General features: G+C 49.8%; 24 protein-coding genes. 23 read left to right on the top strand and 1 reads right to left on the bottom strand.

Annotated features, from left to right (window positions below; all coding sequences use genetic code 11):
* Positions 1–493 precede the first annotated feature (493 nt).
* From hemB to VV089_RS05900, 3 genes are read left to right on the top strand one after another with little or no spacing between them, the layout of a single operon-like run.
* Positions 494–1,477 carry a porphobilinogen synthase gene (hemB, locus tag VV089_RS05890; RefSeq protein WP_172542338.1) on the top strand — a complete coding sequence of 328 codons (984 nt, stop codon included), beginning with the start codon at positions 494–496 and terminating at the stop codon, positions 1,475–1,477.
* Positions 1,477–2,754 (top strand): glutamate-1-semialdehyde 2,1-aminomutase, encoded by a 1,278-nt coding sequence (gene hemL / locus VV089_RS05895; protein ID WP_334335269.1) that lies wholly within the window; start codon positions 1,477–1,479, stop codon positions 2,752–2,754. Before hemB ends, hemL begins: the two co-directional genes overlap by 1 nt.
* A 23-nt stretch (positions 2,755–2,777) precedes the next feature.
* Positions 2,778–3,830, top strand: coding sequence for a lactonase family protein (locus VV089_RS05900; RefSeq protein WP_172542342.1), 1,053 nt, complete (start codon positions 2,778–2,780; stop codon positions 3,828–3,830).
* 67 nt (positions 3,831–3,897) lie between these two features.
* Here the strand turns inward: VV089_RS05900 and VV089_RS05905 are convergent, their stop codons facing one another.
* Positions 3,898–4,065 (bottom strand): hypothetical protein, encoded by a 168-nt coding sequence (locus tag VV089_RS05905; RefSeq protein WP_334335270.1) that lies wholly within the window; start codon positions 4,063–4,065, stop codon positions 3,898–3,900.
* Between the two features lie 209 nt (positions 4,066–4,274).
* Between VV089_RS05905 and VV089_RS05910 the strand changes: the two genes are divergently transcribed.
* From VV089_RS05910 to VV089_RS06005, 20 genes are all read left to right on the top strand, one after another.
* Positions 4,275–4,841: a PduL/EutD family phosphate acyltransferase gene (locus VV089_RS05910; protein ID WP_172542344.1), complete on the top strand. Its 567-nt coding sequence runs from the start codon at positions 4,275–4,277 to the stop codon at positions 4,839–4,841.
* A gap of 84 nt (positions 4,842–4,925) precedes the next feature.
* Entirely contained in the window at positions 4,926–6,119 is a 1,194-nt protein-coding gene (locus VV089_RS05915) for an acetate/propionate family kinase (protein WP_172542346.1), read from the top strand.
* A gap of 276 nt (positions 6,120–6,395) precedes the next feature.
* Positions 6,396–6,917 carry a YceD family protein gene (locus VV089_RS05920; protein WP_334335271.1) on the top strand — a complete coding sequence of 174 codons (522 nt, stop codon included), beginning with the start codon at positions 6,396–6,398 and terminating at the stop codon, positions 6,915–6,917.
* Positions 6,918–6,931: 14 nt separating this feature from the next.
* Positions 6,932–7,111, top strand: coding sequence for a 50S ribosomal protein L32 (gene rpmF, locus VV089_RS05925; RefSeq protein WP_172542350.1), 180 nt, complete (start codon positions 6,932–6,934; stop codon positions 7,109–7,111).
* Positions 7,112–7,290: 179 nt separating this feature from the next.
* Positions 7,291–7,914 (top strand): Holliday junction branch migration protein RuvA, encoded by a 624-nt coding sequence (gene ruvA / locus VV089_RS05930; protein ID WP_172542352.1) that lies wholly within the window; start codon positions 7,291–7,293, stop codon positions 7,912–7,914.
* Between the two features lie 51 nt (positions 7,915–7,965).
* Positions 7,966–8,964, top strand: a complete 999-nt coding sequence (gene ruvB, locus VV089_RS05935; RefSeq protein WP_172542354.1) for a Holliday junction branch migration DNA helicase RuvB — start codon at positions 7,966–7,968, stop codon at positions 8,962–8,964.
* Between the two features lie 341 nt (positions 8,965–9,305).
* Positions 9,306–10,043, top strand: a complete 738-nt coding sequence (zapA, locus tag VV089_RS05940; protein WP_172542356.1) for a cell division protein ZapA — start codon at positions 9,306–9,308, stop codon at positions 10,041–10,043.
* A gap of 189 nt (positions 10,044–10,232) precedes the next feature.
* Positions 10,233–12,494 carry a U32 family peptidase gene (locus VV089_RS05945; RefSeq protein WP_334335272.1) on the top strand — a complete coding sequence of 754 codons (2,262 nt, stop codon included), beginning with the start codon at positions 10,233–10,235 and terminating at the stop codon, positions 12,492–12,494.
* Positions 12,495–12,502: 8 nt separating this feature from the next.
* The gene (locus tag VV089_RS05950) at positions 12,503–13,897 is read left to right on the top strand and encodes an FtsW/RodA/SpoVE family cell cycle protein (RefSeq protein ID WP_334335273.1); all 1,395 of its coding nucleotides are present in this window, start codon (positions 12,503–12,505) and stop codon (positions 13,895–13,897) included.
* A complete protein-coding gene (locus VV089_RS05955) occupies positions 13,812–15,293 on the top strand; it encodes a peptidoglycan D,D-transpeptidase FtsI family protein (protein WP_334335274.1) in 1,482 nt (493 codons plus the stop codon). The genes VV089_RS05950 and VV089_RS05955 overlap by 86 nt, the downstream gene beginning before the upstream one ends.
* A 435-nt stretch (positions 15,294–15,728) precedes the next feature.
* Positions 15,729–16,571, top strand: coding sequence for a transporter substrate-binding domain-containing protein (locus tag VV089_RS05960; RefSeq protein WP_334335275.1), 843 nt, complete (start codon positions 15,729–15,731; stop codon positions 16,569–16,571).
* A gap of 225 nt (positions 16,572–16,796) precedes the next feature.
* Positions 16,797–17,483, top strand: a complete 687-nt coding sequence (locus VV089_RS05965; protein ID WP_172542365.1) for an amino acid ABC transporter permease — start codon at positions 16,797–16,799, stop codon at positions 17,481–17,483.
* 13 nt (positions 17,484–17,496) lie between these two features.
* Positions 17,497–18,279, top strand: a complete 783-nt coding sequence (locus tag VV089_RS05970) for an amino acid ABC transporter ATP-binding protein (RefSeq protein ID WP_172542367.1) — start codon at positions 17,497–17,499, stop codon at positions 18,277–18,279.
* A 116-nt stretch (positions 18,280–18,395) separates the two neighbouring features.
* Complete coding sequence (gene purC, locus VV089_RS05975) at positions 18,396–19,100, top strand: phosphoribosylaminoimidazolesuccinocarboxamide synthase (RefSeq protein ID WP_172542369.1); 705 nt, start codon at positions 18,396–18,398, stop codon at positions 19,098–19,100.
* Between the two features lie 63 nt (positions 19,101–19,163).
* Positions 19,164–20,597, top strand: a complete 1,434-nt coding sequence (purB, locus tag VV089_RS05980; RefSeq protein ID WP_172542371.1) for an adenylosuccinate lyase — start codon at positions 19,164–19,166, stop codon at positions 20,595–20,597.
* A gap of 270 nt (positions 20,598–20,867) precedes the next feature.
* A complete protein-coding gene (locus VV089_RS05985) occupies positions 20,868–21,812 on the top strand; it encodes a calcium/sodium antiporter (protein ID WP_334335276.1) in 945 nt (314 codons plus the stop codon).
* A 181-nt stretch (positions 21,813–21,993) separates the two neighbouring features.
* Positions 21,994–22,461 carry a ribosome maturation factor RimP gene (gene rimP / locus VV089_RS05990; protein WP_172542375.1) on the top strand — a complete coding sequence of 156 codons (468 nt, stop codon included), beginning with the start codon at positions 21,994–21,996 and terminating at the stop codon, positions 22,459–22,461.
* Positions 22,462–22,542: 81 nt separating this feature from the next.
* A complete protein-coding gene (gene nusA / locus VV089_RS05995) occupies positions 22,543–23,820 on the top strand; it encodes a transcription termination factor NusA (RefSeq protein WP_172542377.1) in 1,278 nt (425 codons plus the stop codon).
* A 63-nt stretch (positions 23,821–23,883) separates the two neighbouring features.
* Complete coding sequence (rnpM, locus tag VV089_RS06000; protein ID WP_172542396.1) at positions 23,884–24,138, top strand: RNase P modulator RnpM; 255 nt, start codon at positions 23,884–23,886, stop codon at positions 24,136–24,138.
* Between the two features lie 10 nt (positions 24,139–24,148).
* The gene (locus VV089_RS06005) at positions 24,149–24,433 is read left to right on the top strand and encodes a L7Ae/L30e/S12e/Gadd45 family ribosomal protein (RefSeq protein WP_172542398.1); all 285 of its coding nucleotides are present in this window, start codon (positions 24,149–24,151) and stop codon (positions 24,431–24,433) included.
* The last annotated feature ends 8 nt before the right edge of the window (positions 24,434–24,441 follow it).

The following is a 24,441-nucleotide window of genomic DNA, read 5'->3' on the forward strand; positions in this document are numbered from 1 at the left end:
AGGAAAAGGGGCTGTCTATCAGAAAGGCGTCCGGCAGCCCCTTTTAGGCGGATATCTCAGGAACGAATGGATGCATAGGATTTAGAGAAATCCATAAACTTATGTGTAAGTGCTGAACAATTGTTTTTATATGCAATTCCAACATCAAAGATACCCTCAGTGGATAAAGGGATCGTGTGTGCCCTTGTCCGCTGAGGGTAAAAATTTTTGACGGAACATTGTGTGTATCTCCTTGGATTAGAAAAAATATGGTTACACACCTTCCATTAAGAATCTAACCATAATATTGCAAAGCGTTAACTAAATGACATTGGGAGTGAACAGCAATGAACATAAAATTTGCAGCCGGTAACTTTGAAAGTAGGATTGCGCCTGCACCGGAGATTGTGATATACTCTTAACAGATTAAGGAAGGGCCTTTTGGCACATCCCGTTTTGTGAAAAGAGTATGGAAGGCTCAAAGAATTACAAGAAGAAAAGAGGTTTTTAAAATATGGAAATGAATAAAAGGCCGCGCCGCCTGCGCACAAGCGCCGTTCTGCGGAAAATGGTTCGTGAGACGCGCATGGACAAAAGCTCTTTGATTTACCCTATGTTTATCAAAGAGGGAACCGGGCTTAGGGAAGAGATTCCCACTATGCCGGGCCAGTACCGCTATAGCATCGACCAGATGCCCTATGCCTTGGAGAAGCTTCAGGAAGCAGGCATAGGCAGCGTTATGTTTTTCGGAATCCCAGATCATAAGGATGCGGACGGCAGCGGCGCATACGCAGAGGACGGCATTGTACAAAAAGCCTTCCGGGAAGCAAAAAAGCAGTTCCCGGATCTCTACTGCATCGGCGACGTGTGTATGTGTGAGTATACCTCCCACGGCCACTGCGGAATTCTAAGGGGCGGGTACGTAGACAATGACAAGACTCTGGACTATCTGGCAAGAATCGCTCTTTCCCAGGTACAGGCCGGCGCAGATATGGTGGCCCCCTCCGATATGATGGATGGACGCGTGGGAGCCATCCGTTCCTTGTTGGATGCAGAAGGATACCTGGAAACCCCGATTATGTCCTATGCCGTAAAATATGCCTCCGCTTTTTACGGCCCCTTCCGGGATGCGGCAGGAAGCGCCCCGGCCTTCGGTGACCGCAAGTCCTATCAGATGGATTACCACAACAGCCGTGAAGCTATGAAGGAAGCGCTTCTGGATGTGGAGGAAGGCGCAGATATCATTATGGTAAAACCAGCCATGAGCTATCTGGATATTGTTGCCAGGGTAAAAGAGGAGATTCGGCTTCCCACAGCAGCCTACAGCGTCAGCGGAGAATATGCCATGATAAAGGCCGCCGCCTCTTTAGGCTATGTAGACGAGGCTGCGATCATCTGCGAGACAGCCGTAAGCGCATACCGGGCAGGAGTGGATCTGTATCTGACCTATTATGCACCGGAGATTGCAGGATTTATAGATGAGGGGAGAATCGGATAATGACAAAATCAGAAATGCTGTTTGAACGTGGAATAAAACACATACCCGGCGGCGTCAATTCCCCGGTCCGGGCTTTCGGCTCTGTAGGCGAGACGCCCCGGTTCATCGCTTCCGCAAAGGGATCCCATCTCACCGATGCGGACGGAAGAACCTACCTGGACTATGTAGGCTCCTGGGGGCCGATGATTCTGGGCCACGGCCATCCGGCCGTTCTGGAGGCCGTGGAACAGGCATGTAAAAAAGGCTTAAGCTTCGGCGCAGCCACCGAGGCAGAGGTAGAGATGGCCGAGCTTATCTGCAGCATCGTGCCTTCGATTGAGATGGTGCGCATGGTCAATTCCGGAACCGAGGCAGTTATGAGCGCAGTCCGCGCCTCCAGAGGCTATACAGGCAGAAACAAGCTGGTAAAATTCGCCGGCTGCTATCACGGACATTCAGATGCCATGCTGGTCAAAGCAGGCTCCGGCGTGATGACGGCCGGCGTACCCGACAGCGCCGGCGTACCCTCCGGCTGTACCGAGGATACGCTGACCGCCGTGTACAATGATTTGGAGAGCGTGGAGAAGCTCTTTGAAGCTTATGGAAAAGAGATAGCGGCAGTCATCGTGGAACCGGCAGGGGCAAATATGGGCGTCGTTCTTCCGGAAAAAGGATTCCTTGAGGGACTGCGCCGTATCTGTACGGAGCACGGAAGCCTTTTGATTTTTGACGAGGTGATAACCGGCTTCCGCCTGGGGCTCTCCGGCGCCCAGGGTTATTACGGCATAGAACCGGATCTTACTACCTTCGGCAAAATCATCGGCGGCGGAATGCCGGTAGGCGCCTACGGCGGCCGAAAGGAAATTATGGAGATGGTAGCCCCTGCCGGACCGGTCTACCAGGCCGGAACCTTAAGCGGCAATCCTGTGGCCATGGCTGCCGGGCTGGCCCAGATCCGGCTTCTTAGAGACACTCCGGGCTTTTATGAGGAGCTTCACAAAAAATCCGGCCGCTTATTTACAGGAATGGAGGAAATTTTAAAGGAAGCAGAGAAGCCCTGGCAGCTGAACCACATAGGCTCCCTTGGCTGCCTGTTCTTTACAGAACAGCCGGTACGTGATTATGCTTCTGCAAAGACCTCAGACACAGAAGCCTTTGCACGGTATTTTTCCCATATGTTAAAAGAAGGCATTTACCTGGCTCCCTCACAGTTTGAAGCGATGTTTGTATCTTCGGCAGTTACAGAGGAAGAGATTGACGAGACGCTGACGGCAGTCCGCAGATATTTTATGAAATAAAGCATAGTATGGAGGAGAAAAAGATGGACAAGAAAAAATACGTAGCCTATGTAGGAACCTACACCCACGGAAGCAGCGAGGGAATCCATCTGTTCGATATGGATGTAGAGGAAGGAACCATGACAGAAAGGAAGGTAATCCCCATCAACAACCCTTCCTATATCAAGCTGTCCCACGACGGAAAGCACCTGTATTCCATTTCCGATGAGGGAGTGCGCTCCTTTAACATACAGCCGGACGGGGATCTGGAGCCTTTGAACTGCGCCAGTGTGGAAGGCATGCGGGGCTGCTATCTTTCCACTGATCAGGACGACAACTATCTGTTTGTAGGCGGCTGGCACGACGGAAAGGTCACCGTATTACGCCTGAATGAAGACGGAAGCGTGGGAGAAATCACCGCCGGAATCTTCCACAAAGGCTTAGGCAGCGTAGCCGAGCGGAACTTCCGCCCCCACGTAAACTGCGTCAACCTCACCCCCGACGGCAAATATCTCTGCGCCGTAGACCTGGGAACCGACCAGATCAAAATCTACAAGTTTGATTACCGGACCGGAAAAATCACCCTGGTAGATCTCTTAATGTGCGAATTAAATTCCGCCCCCCGGATCATCAAATTCAGCCGCGACGGAAAATTCGCCTATGTAATCAGCGAACTGAAAAACTACATCACTGTATACAAATACGACGGAAGCGGAAAAAATCCCTCCTTCGAGCTGATCCAGACTGTCCCCACCCTGAATGAATACCATTCCGCCACCAGCGCCGCCAGCGCCCTGCGCTTCTCCAAGGACGGCACCAAGGTACTGTGCACCAACGCCGGCGACAACACCGCCGGAATCTTCCACGTAGACAAAGAAACAGGCCTTCTGGAGAAGATCTGCATCCTCCCCATCAGCGGAGACTACCCCAAAGCCGGCGACTTCTTCCCCGACAACCGCCGCATCATATCCTTAAACCACGAAAGCAACAGCATCACCATATTCGACATTAACTACGAGAAAAAATACTTCACCATGAAAGGCAGGCCCATCCCAATCGAAACACCCAACTGCATCCTCGTATCCGAGATCCAATAATAAATAAATCCCCGCCCTTTCCAAAGTCAGGGAATGTGCCAGAGGAGGGCGGCAGGATTTTCCAATATCAAGTGTCCGGCTGTTCGCGCATATCCTGTCTGCTCTGGACGAACATTACCAAAAAACCAAAAAATTCCCAAAACATTTCAAGGTAATGTCCGTCCAGAGCAGACAGGGTGTACGCGAACCGTCCGAACACCGATATGGAAAATCCTGCCGCCCTCCTCTGGCGCATTCCTGTCCCTCCTCTCCTCACCACTTTGTACCACGAAAAGTACAAATATTTAAAGAACAAGACTTGAAAAAAACCCACAAAACGCATAAAATAGAATCTAGAATCGCACATTGCGATATGGGTAATGAACTCGGCGCCTTATCCGCTGGAAAAGATCCGGCCGCCCTTTCATTACTGCGACATACCACCATAGAAAAGGAGAATGGATTATGAATTTCGTAGTTGAAACATCCGCACGCCACGTGCACGTAACACAGGAGGATCTGGAAACCCTATTCGGCAAAGGCTATGAGCTGACCAAGAAAAAAGATCTCTCCCAGCCAGGCCAGTTCGCCTGCAACGAAAAAGTAACCATCGTAGGACCGAAAAAAGAAATGTCTGCCTCTATCTTAGGCCCTGTAAGACCCGAGACACAGATTGAGCTTTCCCTCACAGACGCCCGCTCCATCGGCGTAACAGCTCCCATCCGTGAGTCCGGAGACGTAGCCGGAAGCGGCGCCTGCAAGCTGGTAGGGCCGGCAGGAGAAGTAGAGCTTAAGGAAGGCGTAATCGCAGCAAAGCGCCACATCCATGCAACTCCTGAAGATGCCGAGAAGCTTGGCGTAAAAGACAAAGACGTTGTATCCGTAAAGGTTGACACCGACGGCAGAAGCCTGGTATTCGGCGATGTAATCGTCCGGGTAAGCCCCAAGTACGCACTGGCAATGCACATTGACACCGATGAGTCCAACGCAGCAGGCTGCGCAGGAACCGTATACGGCGAGATCGTAAAATAATTGGGAAAGCAATGGACAGTGCCGCAGGCAGTAAGAGCGCACTGCAAACAGCAGCAGAACAAAAATAAGGGAGAATACATAATCATGAAAATTTTAGTATTGAACTGCGGAAGCTCATCCTTAAAATATCAGCTTATTGATATGGAAAATGAAAGCGTAATGGCGAAGGGCCTCTGCGAGAGAATCGGAATTGATGGTTCCAAGCTCACGCATAAGGCAAACGATAAGGAGATGGTAGTGGAGCAGCCCATGCCCAAGCACACAGAGGCCATTTCTCTGGTAATGAAGGCCCTGGTAGATCCCGAGTACGGCGTATTAAAGGATACCAGCGAGATCTCCGCAGTGGGACACAGGGTACTTCACGGCGGTATGAAGTTCACCGAGTCCATTGTCGTAAATGAGGATGTAAAGAACGTAATCCGCGAGTGCTTTGATTTAGGGCCTCTCCACAATCCGGCAAACCTTATGGGAATCGAAGCCTGCGAGGAGGCAATGCCCGGTGTGCCCAACGTGGCCGTATTCGATACCACCTTCGGTATGGCAATGGAAGAGAAGGCATATCTCTACGCCATTCCCCATGAGTACTTCGAGAAATACAGCATCCGCCGCTATGGTTTCCACGGAACCAGCCACATGTTCGTATCCGGCGAGGCCATCAAGTTTGCGGGCCTGGATCCCGAGAAGGGCAAGGTAATCGTATGCCACTTGGGCAACGGCGCCAGCATCTCTGCATCCATCGGCGGCAAGTGCGTGGATACCTCTATGGGCTTAACCCCGTTGGAAGGCCTTATCATGGGAACCAGAAGCGGCGATGTGGATCCGGCTGTTCTCCAGTTCATCTGCAACAAAGAGGGCAAGGATGTAAACGAGATGCTGAACATCCTCAATAAGAAGTCCGGCGTCCTTGGCATGAGCGGCGGCGTATCCAGCGACTTCCGTGATATCGAGAAGGCAAAATCCGAGGGCAACCATCTGGCAGAGGTAGCTCTGGAGGCATTCGTTTACCGGGTAGTAAAATATATCGGAGCTTATACGGCAGCCATGAACGGCGTGGACGCCATTGCATTCACGGCAGGCGTAGGCGAGAACGATATGAAGACCCGTAAGGCCATCTGCAGCTATTTAGGATACCTGGGCGTAGAGATTGACGACGAGGCCAACAACTGCCGCGGAAAGAACCAGATGATCTCCACCGCAGACTCCAAGGTAAAGGTGATGATCCTGCCCACCAACGAGGAGCTTGCAATTGCAAGGGAGACGCTTCGGCTTACAAAATAGTGATAATATGAAATGAATGCCTGCATACCTGTTAAGGGAAATTGCAAGGAGTTTTTATATGTATCCACAGACAAGTACAGCATTGCACAAATAGCAGTGAATTCTGCATTCACTATTTGTGCAATGCTGTATTTAGAGAAAAGAGGAATTTTTTTGGTTACTGCTCTCTGAGTGAACAGTAACTTTTTGACAGCCTCCAGTAGAATTTTCTGGAAAACAGCTTGACAAACCTTTCGGTAGTGGCTATACTATTCTAGTATGTGTTAGGAGAGTACTATGCTCATTCATTTAAATGATGTTTTATCCTGTGAAGAAAAAACAATTTCCAGGACAATAGATCTGGAGATGGATTCCTTTGATTCTGACTTGGGAAGCTTTCCTTTTATCAGGAAGGAGCCTGTGGAGCTTACCATTACGAATCTGGGTGAGGAAAAGCTGAGAATTGAGGCGGAGACAGCGTTTACCGCGGCAGTTCCCTGTGACAGGTGCCTGGAGGAAGTGGAGATATCTTTGGAGCTTGCAATCAGCAAAGAAGTGGACATGAAGCAGACGGCTGAAGGCAGGATTGAGGACTTGGATGAAACAGATTTTGTCATTGGATACAACCTGGATGTAGACAAGCTTGTCTACAGTGAGATTTTGGTGAACTGGCCCATGAAGACTTTATGCAGGGAAGACTGCAAAGGAATCTGCAGAAAGTGTGGGACCAATCTCAACCACAGCTCATGCAGCTGTGATACAGTGGAACTGGATCCAAGAATGGCCGTAATAGCCGAGATATTTAAGAACAGTAATTAGAGGAGGTGTAACCGATGTCTATTTGTCCCAAGAATAAATCTTCCAAAGGAAGAAGAGATAAGAGAAGAGCAAACTGGAAGATGAGTGCAGTTAATCTGGTAAAGTGCAGCAAATGCGGAGCTTTGATGATGCCTCACAGAGTCTGCAAGGCTTGCGGCTCTTACAACAAGAAAGAGATCGTTTCCGTAGATTAATTGCTGCGGAAGCCGGGCCGGATATGTGTTCGGTATCCCGATTCAAAATGCAGAGAAAGGCTTTCCGGGTAGACCGGGAAGCCTTTTTTAGGGGGCTGAAAAAAACAAAAAATCGAACGTATGGTTGAATTTGCGAAAATACTATGGTATGATAGCAGGAGACAACGGAGGGAAAGCGTATGATTTCATATATCAGGGGAACCCTTGCTTATCTGGATCCCGAGGAAGGGCTTGCAGTAGTGGAGACAGGGGGAATTGGATACGGGATTCTGATTTCCGGGAAGGATCTGGATCTTCTGCCGGGCTGCAAAGAAGAGCTCCAGTTATATACCTATCTGCAGGTAAAAGAGGACGGGCTGCAGCTTTATGGCTTTTTGACCAGAGAGGATCAGAAGCTCTTTCGTATGCTGATTGGTGTCAGCGGAATCGGGCCCAAAGGCGCTCTTGGGATTTTGACGGCCCTTTCTGCGGATGATCTGCGCTTTGCGGTGCTGGCAGACGATGCCAAAGCCATTTCCAAGGCCCCGGGTATCGGCCATAAGACAGCGCAGAAACTGATTCTGGAGCTGAAGGACAAGCTGAAGCTGGAAGACGCCTTTGAGGCAAAGCTTGCCAAAGCAGATCTGCGGACAGGAGCCGGTTCTTTTGGATTGTCCGAAGCGAAGAATGAAGCCGTGGAGGCTTTGACCGCTCTGGGATATTCGGCATCGGATGCACTGAAGGCAGTCCGCCAGACAGAGCTTACCGAGGAGATGGGTGTGGAGGAGATTCTGAAAGCTGCATTAAAGCATATGACTTTTTAAGCCAGAGTTCAAAATGAGTGAGGAGTACAGGCGATTTCGAGGTATAGACAGATGGGAAGAAGGATTATCACAACAGAGGCCATAGAGGAGGATGTGCGGACAGAATACAGCTTAAGGCCCCAGACGCTGGACGAGTATATCGGACAGGAGAAGGCAAAGGGGAATCTTAAGGTTTACATCCAGGCGGCAAAGGAACGGGAAGAGGCTTTAGACCATGTGCTGTTTTACGGACCGCCGGGACTTGGAAAGACGACACTGGCGGGAATCATAGCCAATGAGATGGGGGTGAATATGAAAGTAACCTCCGGCCCGGCCATAGAGAAGCCGGGAGAGATGGCGGCGATTTTAAACAATCTGGCAGAGGGAGACGTGCTTTTTGTGGATGAGATCCACCGTCTGAACCGGCAGGTGGAAGAGGTGCTTTACCCGGCTATGGAGGACTTTGCCATTGACATTGTCATTGGAAAGGGGGCCACAGCCCGTTCTATCCGCCTGGATCTGCCTCATTTCACGCTTATAGGCGCAACCACACGGGCAGGACTTCTGACGGCGCCTCTCAGAGACCGTTTCGGGGTGGTACACCATCTGGAATTCTATACGGAGGAGGAGCTTCAGACGATTGTGATGCGTTCGGCCCAGGTGCTTAAGGTAGAGATAGAGCCGGGAGGAGCGCTTGAGCTGGCAAGGCGATCCAGAGGAACCCCCCGGCTTGCCAACCGGCTTTTGAAGCGGGTGCGCGACTTTGCGCAGGTGAAATATGAAGGAAAGATCACAGAGGAGATTGCGGATTTTGCTTTGGATCTTCTGGAGGTGGATCGCTACGGCCTGGATCAGACAGACCGTCTTATTTTAAATACCATGATTGAAAAGTTTATGGGAGGCCCTGTAGGACTCGACACCCTGGCGGCAGCCATCGGCGAGGATTCAGGAACCATTGAGGATGTCTATGAGCCATACCTTATCAAACGCGGCTTCCTAAACCGGACCCCCAGAGGAAGAACAGTAACAGAATTAGGATACCACCATCTAGGACTCAACTTTCAGCCATGATATACTTGCTTTTTTACCCGGATCCGATATAATATACACATAAGCAATGAGCAGTGCCAAAATGCAAGGTGGAAAATTGCCTGCTAGCAGGCAGATTTTCCAGATTGCATTTTGATAGGGCGAAGCCCGTGAATGAGGAAAACCTATGGTTTTCCGAATTCGCACTGCGGGGTAGAACAATAGGGCAGCCAAGGTGGAAAATTGCCTGCTAGCAGGCAGATTTTCCAGATTGCATTTTGATAGGGCGAAGCCCGTGAATGAGGAAAACCTATGGTTTTCCGAATTCGCACTGCGGGGTAGAACAATAAGCCAGTTAGCTGGGGAAAAAGGAAGTGAGTGTTATGGCTACGAAGAATACAGTAGAGGTTGTAATTGCCGGCAAGGTCTTTCGGATCAGCGGTTACGAAACCCCGGAATATCTGCACCAGGTATCCGTCTATATCAACGAAAAGCTGGCACAGTTTCAGCAGATGGAAGGCTACCGCAAGCAGAATACGGATCAGAAGCAGATGATGCTGAACATGAACCTGGCAGACGATTTCTTCAAGGCCAAACGCCAGGCAGATAAGCTTTCAGCAGAATTGGAGAAAAAAGAGCGGGAGATGTACGGCATCCGCCACGATCTCATCGAAGCCCAGATGGCCAACGAAAAACTGGAGACAGAAAAGAAAGAATTAAAAGAAAGGCTGACCGCCCAGAAAAAAGAAGCAGAGACAAAGCTGAATGAGGAAAAGAAAGCCTTGGAAGAAGCCCTGGCTGCCCAGAAAAAGGAGCTGGAGGCAAAGCTGGAAGGCCAGAAACAGGAGGCCGTAGAAAAGCTGGATTCCAAAAAGCAGGCTTCCGAACGGGAACGTCAGGAACTGAAACGCACCATAGAGGGATTGGAGCGCAGCCTGGAGAACCAGAAAAAAGCCTCAGAGGCTCAACGGCAGAATTCACACAAGAAACTGGAAGAGCAGAACCAGGCGGCCCAGAAGCGCATGGCAGAGCAGAAGCGGAGCTTTGAGGGAGAGATCGACCGGCTGGAACGGGAGAACAGGGAGCTTTTAAGAAAGCTGGGCCAGCGGTCCTATACATAAGAGGAAAAGCAAGAATTACAGCAGTGTATATCGGGGGTTGCTGCAAAATACGGCAGTGAGGATTTATGAGATCCGAAGGTCTTATTTGCAGACAACCTTTTTACTTTTAAGGGAGAAGGATACTGCAGCATTTGAAACAGCCATAAGATATCCTTTGGCAATACTTGCAGCAGTGAAATGGAGAATGGAATGAGACATAAAACGGAACTTCTGGCTCCGGCCGGTTCCTATGACAGCTTAAAGGCTGCGGTAGGGGCTGGAGCAGACGCAGTTTATCTTGGGGGCGCCAGGTTCGGCGCCAGGGCTTATGCAGATAATTTCGGAGAAAAAGAACTGTGCGATGCCATCGGCTACGCCCATCTTCATGGCTGTGATCTGTATTTAACCGTCAATACCCTTCTGAAAGATAAGGAACTGGAAGAACTGGGAGCTTATCTAAAGCCTTATTATGAGAGCGGCCTGGATGCAGTGATTGTCCAGGACCTTGGAGTATTTTCTTATATTCGTGAGTATTTTCCGGATCTGCCTATACATGCAAGTACCCAGATGACTATTCTGGGAGCCGGAGGCGCCCGGTTTTTAAAGGAACAGGGAGCCGCCAGAATCGTGACGGCCAGAGAGCTTTCCCTGGAGGAGATCCGTCAGATCCATGCAGCTGCAGACATTGAGATAGAGAGCTTTATTCATGGAGCCCTCTGCTATTGCTATTCCGGTCAGTGTCTGTTCAGCAGTATGCTGGGAGGAAGAAGCGGAAACCGGGGACGCTGTGCCCAGCCCTGCCGTCTGCCTTATCAGGTGAAGGCAGAGGGGAAGATACGGAACCGCCGGGAGGAAGCTTACCTGCTCAGTCCCAAGGATATGTGTACCCTTGAGCTGCTTCCAAAGATTCTGGAGGCAGGGGTCTGTTCTTTAAAAATAGAAGGGCGGATGAAGCGTCCGGAATATACTGCGGGAGTTGTACGGATCTATCGAAAATATCTGGATTTTTACCTGGAACATGGAAAGGACAGTTATCAGGTTGAACAAAAAGACTTAGAAGAGCTAAAGCGGCTTTACAACCGCGGAGGATTTTCCAAGGGATATTATCAGGTGCGAAACGGCCGGGAGCTGATGTCTCTTTCCAGGCCGGGACATTTTAAGGGAAGCTGGGAAAAGGGGAAGGACAAGGACAAGGGCAAGAGAAACGGAAACAGGCAGGAGCTTCTGGAAAAACAGGCATACGAAGGACTTTTGGCAGAGCTGAAGCAGCAGTACGTGGATAGAGAGAAAAAGGAAAAAATTAAGGGAAGCTTCCGTATTTCTACGGAATTTCCAACAGAATTTCTGGTAACATATAAGGAGGCTGCCGTAAGCGTATCAGGAGAACCGGCCCAGAAACCCAAAAATCAGCCCATGCATCCGGAGGCTGTCTTAAAACAGCTTCAAAAAACAGGTGACAGCCCTTTTTGTTTTGAAAAGCTGGAGCTTGAAGGAGAAAAAGAAGTATTTCTTCCGGTCCGCCAGCTGAATGGCATGCGCCGGGAGGCTTTGGAAAAGCTTGAGAAGGAGCTTCGGGCCCGGGGAAGCCGCAAATGCGTGAGGGAAGTATTTCCGCCGGAAAAAGGGCAAAGGGAAGAGGACAGGCAGGGAAAAGCTGAGGGCTGCGCCATTCATGTACAGCTGGAACAGCCGGAGGATCTTTGGACCGTATTGGATATTCCGGAGGTTTCCATGATTACTGTTTCCAGCGGCCATACGGACTTTGGGCAGTTAAAGGCTTATGCAGATGCCTGCCGCAAAGCCGGAAAGTCTTTCGGCCTTGTCCTTCCGGCAATCTTTCGGGTTTCGGAGGAAAGATATTTTAAGGAAAGGCTTTCTCTGTTAAAGAATGCCGGCTTGGACACACTTGTGGTAAAGAATCTGGAAGAGCTTGCATTTTTAAGGGAAGCGGACTGGAACCTTCCAGTAATCCTGGATCATAATCTCTATACATTTAATCAACGGGCACGCTTGTTTTGGAAGGAAGAGGGGATCTTTATGGATACCCTTCCTCTGGAGCTGAATGCACAGGAGCTTGTCCGCCGGGGCTGTGAGGGCAGTGAGATGCTGGTGTACGGTTATCTGCCTTTGATGGTGACGGCCAACTGCCTCCACAAAACCATGAAGGCCTGCCGGAAGCAGGAAGAGTTCTGGAAGCTTACAGACCGCTACAAGAAAGAATTTCCCATCGCCAATGAATGCCGGTGGTGCTATAATGTAATATACAACTGCGAACCCCTTTCACTTCTGGGAAATGTAAAGGAAGTGGAGCGTATTTCACCAAAAAGCCTGCGTTTGTGCTTTGTAATGGAGGATAAGCGGAAAATCAGACGGATTTTGGAGCAGTATGTGGAGGTGTTCTGCCATAAGGGAGAGCCGCCGGCTTTCGAAGGGCCATTTACCAGGGGACATTTAAAACGGGGAGTGGAGTAGTCCATATTATGACAAACCTCATTGTAGAATTATCAAAATTTGCCTTTATTATTTTAATTGCACTGTATTCGCTTTTGAGTTTTTCTGCCTTTAAGAAAAGAGGGGCAGGAGAGATCAACTATGTCTGGAGACTTCAGAATCTTCTGATGTTTTTTATACATTTGCTGGCTTATGTGGTGATGTACCTGCAGAAAGGGGAGATTAAGCTTTTGATCTTCTATTTGTTTCAGCTCTTTCTTCTGCAGGCGGTTGTGGTTATGACCCAGGTGATTTATCCCCAGATTAACCGCCTGGTGCTCAACAATATGTGTCTGCTTCTGGCTGTCGGGTTTATTATGCTGACCCGTCTGTCCTACGACAGGGCAGTGCGGCAGTTTCAGATAGCGGCAGCGGCCTTGATCCTGGCCATGGTAATTCCGGTTCTGATTCGCAAATGCGGTTTTCTTAAAAAGCTTCCCTGGGTCTACGGCATAGCCGGGCTTCTGCTCCTGGCTGCGGTAGCGGTATTTGGCGAAAGCAGCTATGGTGCGAAATTATCTCTGAAAATAGGTTCCTTTGCCCTCCAGCCTTCGGAATTTGTAAAAATTACCTTTGTATTTTTTGTGGCGGCCCGGTTAAGCAAAAGCACGGCCTTTAAGGATGTGGTTCTGACAACCATAATGGCGGCTTCTCATGTGCTGGTGCTGGTTTTTTCAAGGGATTTGGGAGGGGCGCTTCTGTTTTTTGTCACCTATCTGGTTATGCTTTATGTGGCTGCCAAAAAGCCTTTATATTTTATCAGCGGCCTGGGAGCCGGCTGTGTGGCTGCCTATGTGGGCTACCATCTCTTTTCCCATGTGCGCGTGCGTGTGATGGCCTGGAGCGATCCCTTCCAGTATATTGACAAGGAAGGCTACCAGATTACCCAGTCCCTTTTTGCAATCGGAACGGGAGGATGGTTTGGGACAGGCCTTTACCAGGGAGAGCCAAGTAAGATTCCGGTGGTGGTGGAGGATTTTATCTTTTCTGCTATTGCAGAGGAATTCGGGGGAGCTTTTTCCATCTGCCTGATTCTGATCTGCGTCAGCTGCTTTATGATGTTTGTAAACATTGCGATGCAGATTAAAAATGATTTCTATAAATATACAGCCCTTGGGCTTGGAACCCTCTATGGCTTTCAAGTGTTTTTGACCATCGGAGGAGCAATAAAGTTTATTCCTTCTACAGGCGTGACGCTTCCCCTTATCAGCAGCGGCGGAAGTTCTATTGTTGTAACCATTGCCATGTTTGCCATTATCCAGGGAATGTATCTTTTAAAGGAAGACGAGGAGTTAAGGATTGAAAAAGAACGAAAACGAAACGCAAAAGCCAAAGCAAAGAAAGCAAGAGCCCTTAAAGCGGAAAAAGCAAAAGAAAGATCATGAGCTTACGGTGATCACCTACCTTTTTACGGGGCTCTTTACCCTGCTTATCGGTTATTTTGTTTATTTTAACGCTGTCCTGCGTCCGGAAGTGATCAATAACCCTTATAATTCCAGACAGGAAAATTTCGCAAAACGGGTCGTGAGGGGGAAGATACTTGCTTCGGACGGCACGGTTCTGGCAGAGACAAAGACCGGGGAGGACGGGACGGAGACCCGCAGCTATCCCTATGGAAATGTATTTGCCCATGTGACGGGCTATGCTACCAGGGGACGGACAGGAATTGAGTCCCTGGCGAACTTTGAGCTTCTGACCTCCAATGCCTTTTTTGGAGAGCAGATTGCAAAGGAGCTTAAGGAGGAAAAGAATATCGGGGACAATGTGGTTACGACCCTGGACACCAAGCTGCAGGAGACGGCTTACAATGCTCTTGGAAACCACAAGGGCGCTGTGGTGGTTCTGGAGGCTGAGACGGGAAAAGTTCTTGCCATGGTATCCAAGCCGGACTTTGATCCCAACCGGGTCAATGAGGATTGGGATGCTTTAAATCAGAGCGAGAACAGTGACGGTGTTTTTTACAACAGAGCCATGCAGGGGCAGTATCCGCCGGGATCAACCTTTAAGGTGGTGACGCTTCTGAACTATATGAGGGAAAATCCGGACTACGAGGATTTTCAGTTTCATTGTTCCGGCAGCCTGACGGAGGGGAATTATACGATCAGCTGTTACGGAAAGAATGCTCATGGAAATGAGGATCTTAGGAAGGCTTTTGCCAAGTCCTGCAATACGGCTTTTTCTTCTATCGGACTGTCTCTGGACGAGGGGACGTTTAAGAGTAATTGCGAAGGGCTTTTGTTTAACAGTGAGCTTCCCCTGCAGCTTCCCTATAGTAAAAGCTCCTTTTCGCTGGAGAGCGGCGCTGCGCCGGCGGAGCAGATGATGACGGGGATCGGGCAGGGGGAGACCCTTGTTTCTCCTATGCATATGGCTATGATCATGGGGGCGATTGCCAATGAGGGTGTTCTGATGAAGCCTTATTTTCTGGAACGGGTGGAGACTTATACGGGGGATCTGGTTAAGACCTTTCGCCCGGCTGTTTACGGCAGCCTTATGACAAAACAGGAGGCGGAGATTCTTACGGAATATATGAGGGCTGTCGTGACGGAAGGGACGGGCAGTAAGCTGGATAATATGGGGTTCTTTATTGCAGGGAAAACGGGGACTGCGGAGTATTCCAGTGATAAAAGTAAGAGCCATGCGTGGTTTGCCGGGTTTTCGGATACAGGAGAGTCGGATATTGTGGTTTGTGTGCTGGTGGAGGAGGCCGGATCGGGGAGTGAGTTTGCGGTGCCTGTTGCTAGGGAGATTTTTTGGGCTTGGAATGTGGGACGGGAGTAGTGTAGGGGGGGACGGCGCCGCAGGAAAATATGCCAGCAGGCGTTTCCATATCCTGTGTTCGGACGGTTCACGCACACACTGTCTGCTCTGAGTGTACATTGCCCCCTTTTTGGGTGTTGGATTTTGAAGGTGGTGTTGGGTCAATGTGCGCTCATATCAGACAGTGTGTGCGTGAACAGCCGGACACTGGATATTGGAAATGCCTGCTGGCATATTTTCCTGCAGCGCCTGGGTTTTGGAGCCGGGTGAGGAGGGGAGGTTTTGGGTTTGTAAAAATTTTTTTGGGGGATTGACAGAGGGGCGGGGGTGTGGTAAAATGCAGGGGTAACTTTATTGTGGTACAGTGACCAATTGGTAGAGAAAAGAAGTGGAGACTTGCGGAGGATGACTGAGATGGAGTTTGGATGTGATCGGAAGCGGGGATGGGAGGACATTATGAAAAAAAGAGTTTTGAGTTTGATGTTGTGTGGTTTGATGATGGTTTCGCTGTTAGCGGGCTGTGGAGCTAAGGAGGAGCCGGCGGCGGATGCTGAGGCCGGGGTGGATGCTGAGGCTGAGAGTGATATGGAGTATGTGAAGTCTAAGGGGACTCTTGTGGTTGGTATTACGGATTTTGCGCCGATGGATTATAAGGATGAGAGCGGCGAGTGGATTGGCTTTGACGCGGATATGGCGAAGGCGTTTGGGGAGAGTCTGGGCGTCTCTGTGGAGTTTGTGGAGATTGACTGGGATAATAAGGTTCTGGAGCTTGACAGTAAGACGATTGACTGTGTCTGGAATGGTATGACGCTTACGGATGAGGTGAAGAGCGCTATGGAGTGCTCCAATGCTTACTGCAACAATGCGCAGATTGTGATTGTTCCGGCGGATAAGGCGGATCAGTACCAGGATACGGACAGCCTGAAGGATCTTAATTTTGCGGTTGAGGCTGGCAGCGCCGGGGAAGCGGAGGTAAATGCGCTTGGGCTGAATAACACGCCGGTGAAGTCTCAGTCAGATGCTCTTCTTGAGGTGGCTTCGGGAACTTCGGATGCGGCTGTGATTGATTCTCTGATGGCGGCAGCTATGGTGGGAGAAGGAACCGGGTATGCGGATTTGACCTATACGGTTCAGCTGAACAGTGAGGAGTATGGCGTGGGCTTCCGTAAGGGCTCTGATCTGGCTGCGGCTTTGAATGATTTCTTCCTGGCAGGCTATGCGGACGGGAGCGTTGCGGAGTGCGCGGGTACTTACAATATACAGGCAGCCTTGATTGATGTGGATTTGACTGAGGAGTAAGAAACCTGGATTTTGCATGGGGAATTGAATTTGCAGGAAGGTTCTTAAGGGGGCTTTTGAGAGTCTTTCTGTTAGGTAAAAGGGATGTTTGCGACCTTGATCCGGCTTTTGGAGCCGGATCTCTGGCCGCATCTTTTGCTGTAATCCGGCTTTGGGTGGAGATTTTATAACCGGATATGGCGGCAGAGGTTTGATTTTTATTATACAGGAAAGCAGGATACATACATGGAGCAGTTTTTGGAGCAGTTTCCGATTGTGGTTCAATCGCTGAATATTGGTTTTTTGCAGACTTTGAAATTATTTGTGGTTACTCTTTTGGGAGCGGTTCCCTTGGGGCTTATCATTGCCTTTGGCTCCATGTCCCGTTTTCGTCCCTTGAGTTATCTTACGAAGATTGTGGTCTGGATTATCCGGGGGACGCCTTTGATGATTCAGCTGATGATTATTTTTTATTTTCCCGGCCTGGTGCTGGGAAATAATATCTGGGGAGGCGGAGAGGCCGGACGGTTTTTTGCTTCTGCCGTGGCTTTTGTTTTTAATTATGCCTGTTATTTTTCTGAGATTTACCGGGGTGGGATTCAGAGTGTTCCGGTGGGGCAGGAGGAGGCCGGGCTGGTGCTTGGCATGACGAGAAAGCAGATTTTCTTTAAGGTTACGCTGCTTCAGATGATTAAGCGCATTGTTCCGCCTATGTCGAATGAGATTATTACGTTGGTGAAGGATACTTCTCTGGCGCGGATTATCGCCCTCCAGGAGATTATCTGGGCAGGCCAGGCGTTTATGAAGGGGTCCCAGGGAATTTCCGGCCAGATTTGGCCGCTGTTTTTTACGGCGGTTTACTATCTGATTTTCAGCGGCCTGTTGACGGTGCTGCTGGGATGGCTGGAAAAGAAGCTGGATTATTTTAGGTAAGGGGGCGTATGAAATGGCGATTTTGGAGGTAGAGCACTTAAGTAAGACCTTTGAGCGCACGGAGGTGCTTAAGGATATTAATTTTTCTTTGGAGAAGGGACAGGTGGTTTCGCTGATTGGATCTTCGGGAAGCGGCAAGACAACCTGTCTGAGGTGTCTTAACTTTCTGGAGCGGCCGGATACTGGGATTATCCGGGTCAATGGGGAGACGCTTTTTGACGCCAATGATCCGGTGACTACACAGGAGGAGGCTATACGGAAGAAGCGGCTGCATTTTGGACTTGTGTTTCAGTCTTTTAATCTGTTTCCCCAGTATACGGCTCTTGGAAATGTGATGCTGGCCAGTGAGCTATTGGCGAAGGAGCGGCCGGATTATAAGGAGAATAAGAGGACCATCCATGAGGAGATTGAGCATAAGGCGGAGGCGCTGCTGGTGCAGATGGGGTTGGGGGATCGGATGAAGAATTATCCGCATCAGCTTTCCGGAGGACAGTGCCAGCGTGTGGCGATTGCCAGGGCCCTTGCTCTGCAGCCGGATATTCTCTGCTTTGATGAGCCTACTTCGGCTCTCGACCCGGAGCTGACCGGGGAAGTGCTGAGGGTTATTAAGGAACTGGCGGAACAGAGGACTACGATGATTATTGTAACCCATGAGATGGCTTTTGCCAGGGATGTGTCGAATCATGTGATCTTTATGGATGACGGGAGGATTCTGGAGGAGGGGACGCCGGAAGAGGTGTTTGGAAATCCAAGGGAGGCTCGGACACAGCAGTTTTTGGGGCATTTTGTTCAGTAAGGTGGAAATATGGGAATTTTAGGCTTGGGAGGTTGAAATTTCGGTGGGTTGAGGTTATACTTATAGGACGGACGGGCTGAGATTCTGATAATTTTAAGAAAGGATAAAGAATTTTCATGGAAAAGAAAGAACTGTTATATGAAGGAAAGGCTAAGAAGGTTTATACTACGGAGGATCCGGATGTTTTAATTGTGGATTATAAGGATGATGCTACGGCGTTCAATGGTTTGAAGAAGGGGACGATTCAGGGGAAGGGTGTCATTAATAACCGTATGAGCAACCGGGTGTTCCAGCTTCTGGAGAAGGAGGGGATTCCGACTCATTATGTTGAGGAGCTGAGTGATCGGGAGACGGCGGTAAAGAAGGTGGAGATTGTTCCCTTAGAGGTGATTATCCGGAATGTGGCGGCTGGAAGCTTTTCGAAGCGTCTCGGCGTGGAGGAAGGGACGAAGTTTGCAGCTCCGACTCTGGAGTTCAGCTATAAGAATGACGATCTGGGCGATCCGCTGATCAATGATTATTTTGCCATTGCGCTGGGACTGGCTACCAGGGAAGAGATTGATACGATTACGGAATATGCGTTTAAGATCAATGAGGTGTATAAGGCTTATTTTGCCAATGCCGGGATTGAGCTGATTGATTTTAAGATTGAGTTCGGGCGTTACAAGGGCCAGATTATTCTGGCGGATGAGACTTCGCCGGATACCTGCAGGCTGTGGGATATCAATACCCATGAGAAGCTGGACAAGGATCGCTTCCGCCGGGATCTGGGGAATGTAGAAGAGGCTTACAACGAGGTGTTTAAGCGTCTGGGACTGTAGGCCAAGGTGGATTAAAAGGGGTATTACGTATGGGAATGCCTGCTGGAATAGGAGAATGCGAGAATGAGCACAGATAGATATGTCAGCCCTTTATCCGAGCGCTATGCAAGTAAGGAGATGCAGTATATTTTTTCTCCGGATAAGAAGTTTCGAACCTGGAGGCGGCTTTGGATTGCCCTTGCGGAGACGGAGAAGGAGCTGGGACTGAATATTACCCAGGAGCAGATTGATGAGCTGAAGGTTCATCAGGATGATATCAATTACGATGTGGCGAAGGCACGGGAGAAGGAAGTGCGCCACGATGTTATGTCCCATGTTTATGCCTATGGACAGCAGTGTCCCAAGGCCAAGGGGATTATCCACCTGGGGGCGACCTCCTGCTATGTGGGAGATAATACGGATATTATTGTGATGACGGAGGCTTTGAAGCTGGTGCGCAAAAAGCTGGTGAATGTGATTGGGGAGCTGGCTCGTTTTGCGGATGAGTATAAGGCTCTGCCTACCCTGGCATTTACGCATTTTCAGCCAGCCCAGCCCACTACCGTAGGAAAGAGGGCAGCCTTGTGGATGCAGGAGTTCTGTCTGGATCTGGAGGATCTGAATCATGTGATTTCTACGATGAAGCTTCTGGGCTCCAAGGGGACTACGGGGACGCAGGCCAGCTTTCTGGAGCTTTTTGACGGGGATCAGGAGACTATTGATAAAATTGATCCCATGATTGCAAAGAAGATGGGCTTTGAGGAGTGCTATCCTGTGTCTGGACAGACCTATTCCCGGAAGGTGGATACCCGAGTGCTGAATGTCCTGGCAGGGATTGCGGCCAGCGCCCACAAGATGTCCAATGATATCCGGCTTCTGCAGCATCTAAAAGAGGTGGAAGAGCCTTTTGAGAAGTCCCAGATAGGCTCCTCTGCCATGGCTTATAAACGCAATCCCATGCGCAGTGAGCGGATTGCGTCTCTGTCCAGATATGTGATGGTTGACGCCTTGAATCCGGCTATTACCTCAGCGGCCCAGTGGTTTGAGAGGACGCTGGATGATTCGGCCAATAAGCGCTTAAGCGTTCCGGAGGGCTTTCTGGCTGTGGACGGTATATTGGATCTATGCCTCAATGTGGTGGACGGCCTGGTGGTTTATCCCAAGGTGATTGAGAAGCGCCTGATGTCAGAACTTCCCTTTATGGCTACGGAAAATATTATGATGGATGCGGTGAAGGCAGGGGGAGACCGGCAGGAGCTGCATGAGCGGATTCGCGAGCTTTCCATGGAGGCCGGGAAAAATGTGAAGGTCAATGGCGGCGAGAACAATCTCCTTGAACTGATTGCGGCAGATCCGTCCTTTAACCTGTCTCTGGAGGATCTGCGCAAGACCATGGAGCCTTCCCGTTATGTGGGACGGGCACGGGAGCAGGTGGAAGCATTCCTCGGCCAGGTGGTGAAGCCGATTCTGGAGGAATACAAAGAGCTGCTTGGGGTGAAAGCGGAGATCAATGTTTAAATAATATCTTCCAAGTCCTCCCGTTCCAAAGGATACGGACTTTTTGGACGGCGGTATCCCCGGAGGACGAGGGCTGGGTATGAATAAGGAGAAAACAGGAAAGACTTTTACATAGATTCTTTGTTAAAAGTCTTTTCTGTGTGTAAGACACTATATGACGGACATATGCCGCAAAGTCAAAGATCTCGCAGCAAAGGGACGGCCCGGGCCATGTCCGCTTGGCTCGCTGCCTGTGGGAATAAGGCATCTGTGCCGGAAGAGGAGAAACGGATGATTGTGTCAATAATCATTTTGATCATTGGTTTTGGATTGCTGGTCAAGGGAGCGGATTTTTTTGTGGAGGGCGCTTCGGATATTGCCAAAAAGCTTGGAATCCCCTCCATTGTAATCGGGCTTACGATTGTTGCCTTGGGCACTTCCCTGCCGGAACTGGCGGTGAGCGTGACGGCGGCGTTAAAGGAAAGCAACGATATTGCCCTGGGAAATGTGACGGGCTCTAATATTATGAATCTTCTGGTTGTGGTTGGACTGGCGGCAGTCATCCGCCCCATGACCGTAAAGCGTTCTGTCTTGAAACGGGATTATGTGATGTCCTGCCTGATGGCGCTTCTGATGCTGGCAGGTGCCGTGGATATTTTTTGGAATCCCAGGGAGACAGCTATTTCCCTATTGGACGGAGCGGTGCTTCTGGGGGTTACTGCCGGTTATATGTACCATCTGATCCGCACGGCGGTCAGGGATCGGGTAGCGGAGCAGTTCGGCATCACCCGTCCATTGCCGGTAAGCCTTCTGCTGTGTGCCGGAGGAGCGGCAGCTATTATCGGAGGCGGACAGATGGTGGTGAATTCTGCCACGGATCTGGCCTACCGGTTCGGAATGAGCGAAACTCTGGTGGGGCTTACCATTGTAGCCATCGGAACTTCTCTGCCGGAGCTGGTAACGTCTGTGGTGGCGGCCAAAAAGGGAGAGAGTGAGATTGCCCTGGGAAATGTTCTCGGTTCCAATATCTTGAATATCGGTTTCATCTTAGGCGCTTCCGGGGTGATTCATCCCATTGCAGTGAAGATGGAAAATGTGTATGATATGCTGATACTGATTGCGCTGACGGCAGTGTTTTTTATCCCTTTGTGGTGCCGGGAGAAGGTAAGCCGCATGACAGGTGCGGTTATGCTGATGTGCTATCTTGGGTATATGGTTTATATTGTTATGCGGTAGAAAAAGCGGTAGAAAAATAAAAAAACTCTTGCATTTTCCAATAAATGTGTTACAATGTAATAGATTAAATAAGGCGGCCGAAAAGAGTGAACGAAAGTTCACTCTTTGTTTTTGAGAAACAGCAAAGCCGGACAGAAGAGCAAAAACAGGAAACAAAGGCCCCGGACGGGAAAGGAAGTCTATGACAAAGAGAGAGAGCTACGAACAGAAGACAGAGGAGCTGGTACTGCCCATCATTGAAGCCAATCATTTTGAGCTGGTGGACGTAGAGTATGTAAAGGAGGGCGGCACCTGGTACTTACGGGCCTACATTGATAAGCCCGGAGGAATCACCGTGGACGACTGTGAGATCGTGAACCGGGCCTTGGGCGGCATTCTTGACGAGAAGGACTTTATTGAGGAGTCCTACATTCTGGAGGTGAGCTCTCCGGGGCTTGGCCGTCCGCTGAAAAAGGAACGGGATTTTGAACGAAGCCTGGGGGAGGAAGTGGAGATCCGTACCTACCGCATGGTAGAGAAGCAGAAGGAATTCCGTGGAATTTTAAAAGCATACGATAAGGATACGGTAACGATTACAGTAGAAGAGGAAGAGGAGCGGGTATTCCCTAGGGATAACATTGCTCTGATTCGTCTGGCCTTTGATTTCTAGTACAGCCACATAAATACTTTTCGGTTTTTGGTTTGGAGCATTCCGGAAAGTATTTCGTTAAAACGAGGAGGAAAGAGAACAATGAACACAGAATTGCTGGAAGCTTTGGAAATTTTGGAAAAGGAAAAGGACATCAGCAAGGAAACCTTGCTGGAGGCCATTGAGAATTCCCTGCTTACGGCCTGCAAGAATCATTTTGGAACATCCGACAATGTAAAGGTATATATCGACCCAAAGACCTGCCAGTTTTCCGTGCATGCGGAAAAGACCGTGGTGGAACAGGTGGAGAATCCGGTGCTGGAGATCAGCCTGTCCAATGCAAAGATGATAGATTCCAAATATGAATTGGGCGATATCGTGAATGTGGAGATTAAGTCCAAGGAATTCGGCCGCATTGCCACCCAGAATGCAAAGAATGTTATCCTTCAGAAGATCCGGGAGGAAGAGCGCAAGGTTCTGTTTAACCAGTATTATGCTAAGGAAAAGGACGTGGTCACCGGCGTGGTGCAGCGTTATATCGGCAGAAATGTCAGCATTAACCTGGGCAAGGTGGATGCCATCCTCAATGAAAATGAGATGGTCAAGGGTGAGGTGTTCAAGCCCACCGAGCGGATTAAGGTATACATCCTGGAGGTAAAGGATACCACCAAGGGGCCGAGGATTCTTGTGTCCAGAACCCACCCGGAGCTGGTGAAGCGGCTCTTTGAGTCTGAGGTGACCGAGGTGCGTGACGGAACGGTGGAGATTAAATGCATTGCCAGAGAGGCCGATTACCGGACAAAGGCCAGAGAGGCCGGCCCGAGAACAAAGATCGCCGTGTGGTCAAATGACCCGGATGTAGATCCTGTGGGCGCCTGCGTCGGTATGAACGGAGCAAGGGTCAATGCCATTGTAAGCGAGCTTCGGGGCGAGAAGATAGACATCATCAACTGGAGTGAGAATCCGGCCATTCTCATAGAGAATGCCTTAAGCCCCGCTAAGGTGGTGGCCGTTCTGGCAGACCCGGAGGATAAGACAGCCAAGGTTGTGGTCCCGGATTATCAGCTTTCCCTGGCTATCGGCAAGGAGGGACAGAATGCCCGTCTTGCTGCAAAGCTTACAGGCTTTAAGATTGATATCAAGAGCGAGACACAGGCCAAGGAGATTGAAGGCTGGCTTGACGTGGATGAAGAATACGAAGAGTATGAGGACTTTGAGGTTTACCAGGAGGAACAGGCGGCCCTGGCTGCTTATCAGGAAGAGTATCCGGATGGTGAGGAATATCCGGAGGACGGAGCGTATCTGGATGCCTATGAGGAGGCTTACGAGGGTGAGCCGGAAGATTCAGATTATGATTCCCAGGAGCCTTTTGAGGAATAGAAAAGCCTTCGAAAGGGCAGAGATTAGGATGTGATAGATTTGAGTACAAATCGGAAAGTGCCTATGCGCCAGTGCACCGGCTGTCAGGAGATGAAGAGCAAAAAAGAGATGCTGCGCATTTTAAAGACAGCGGAAGGTGAAGTCGTACTGGATACCACAGGCCGGAAGAATGGACGGGGAGCCTACCTGTGCTTTTCCGGAGAGTGCCTTAAGAAGGCAAGGAAAAACCGGGGCCTGGAGCGCTCGCTGAAAATGAATATTCCTCCGGAAGTGTACGACAGTCTGGAAAAGGAGCTGGATAAAATTGGCATGGAATAAAGCATACGGGATGATTGGTATGGCTATGAAGGCCGGTAAAGTTGCAAGCGGAGAATTTGCCACAGAGAAAGCAGTGAAAACGGGAAAGGCAGCTTTGGTGATTGTGTCGGAAGCTGCATCGGAAAACACGAAGAAAAAATTTCGGAATATGTGTGATTACTATCAGGTGCCCATTTATTTTTTCGGAGAGAAGGAAGAGCTTGGGCATGCCATAGGAAAAGAATTCCGGGCTTCGCTGGCAGTGTTGGACGACGGACTGGCAAAAGCCATAGAAAAAAATATAATCCATGAATGAAAATGCCT

It is taken from the genome of Candidatus Merdisoma sp. JLR.KK011 (assembly GCF_036941125.1).
Taxonomy (GTDB): Bacteria; Bacillota; Clostridia; order Lachnospirales; family Lachnospiraceae; genus Laedolimicola.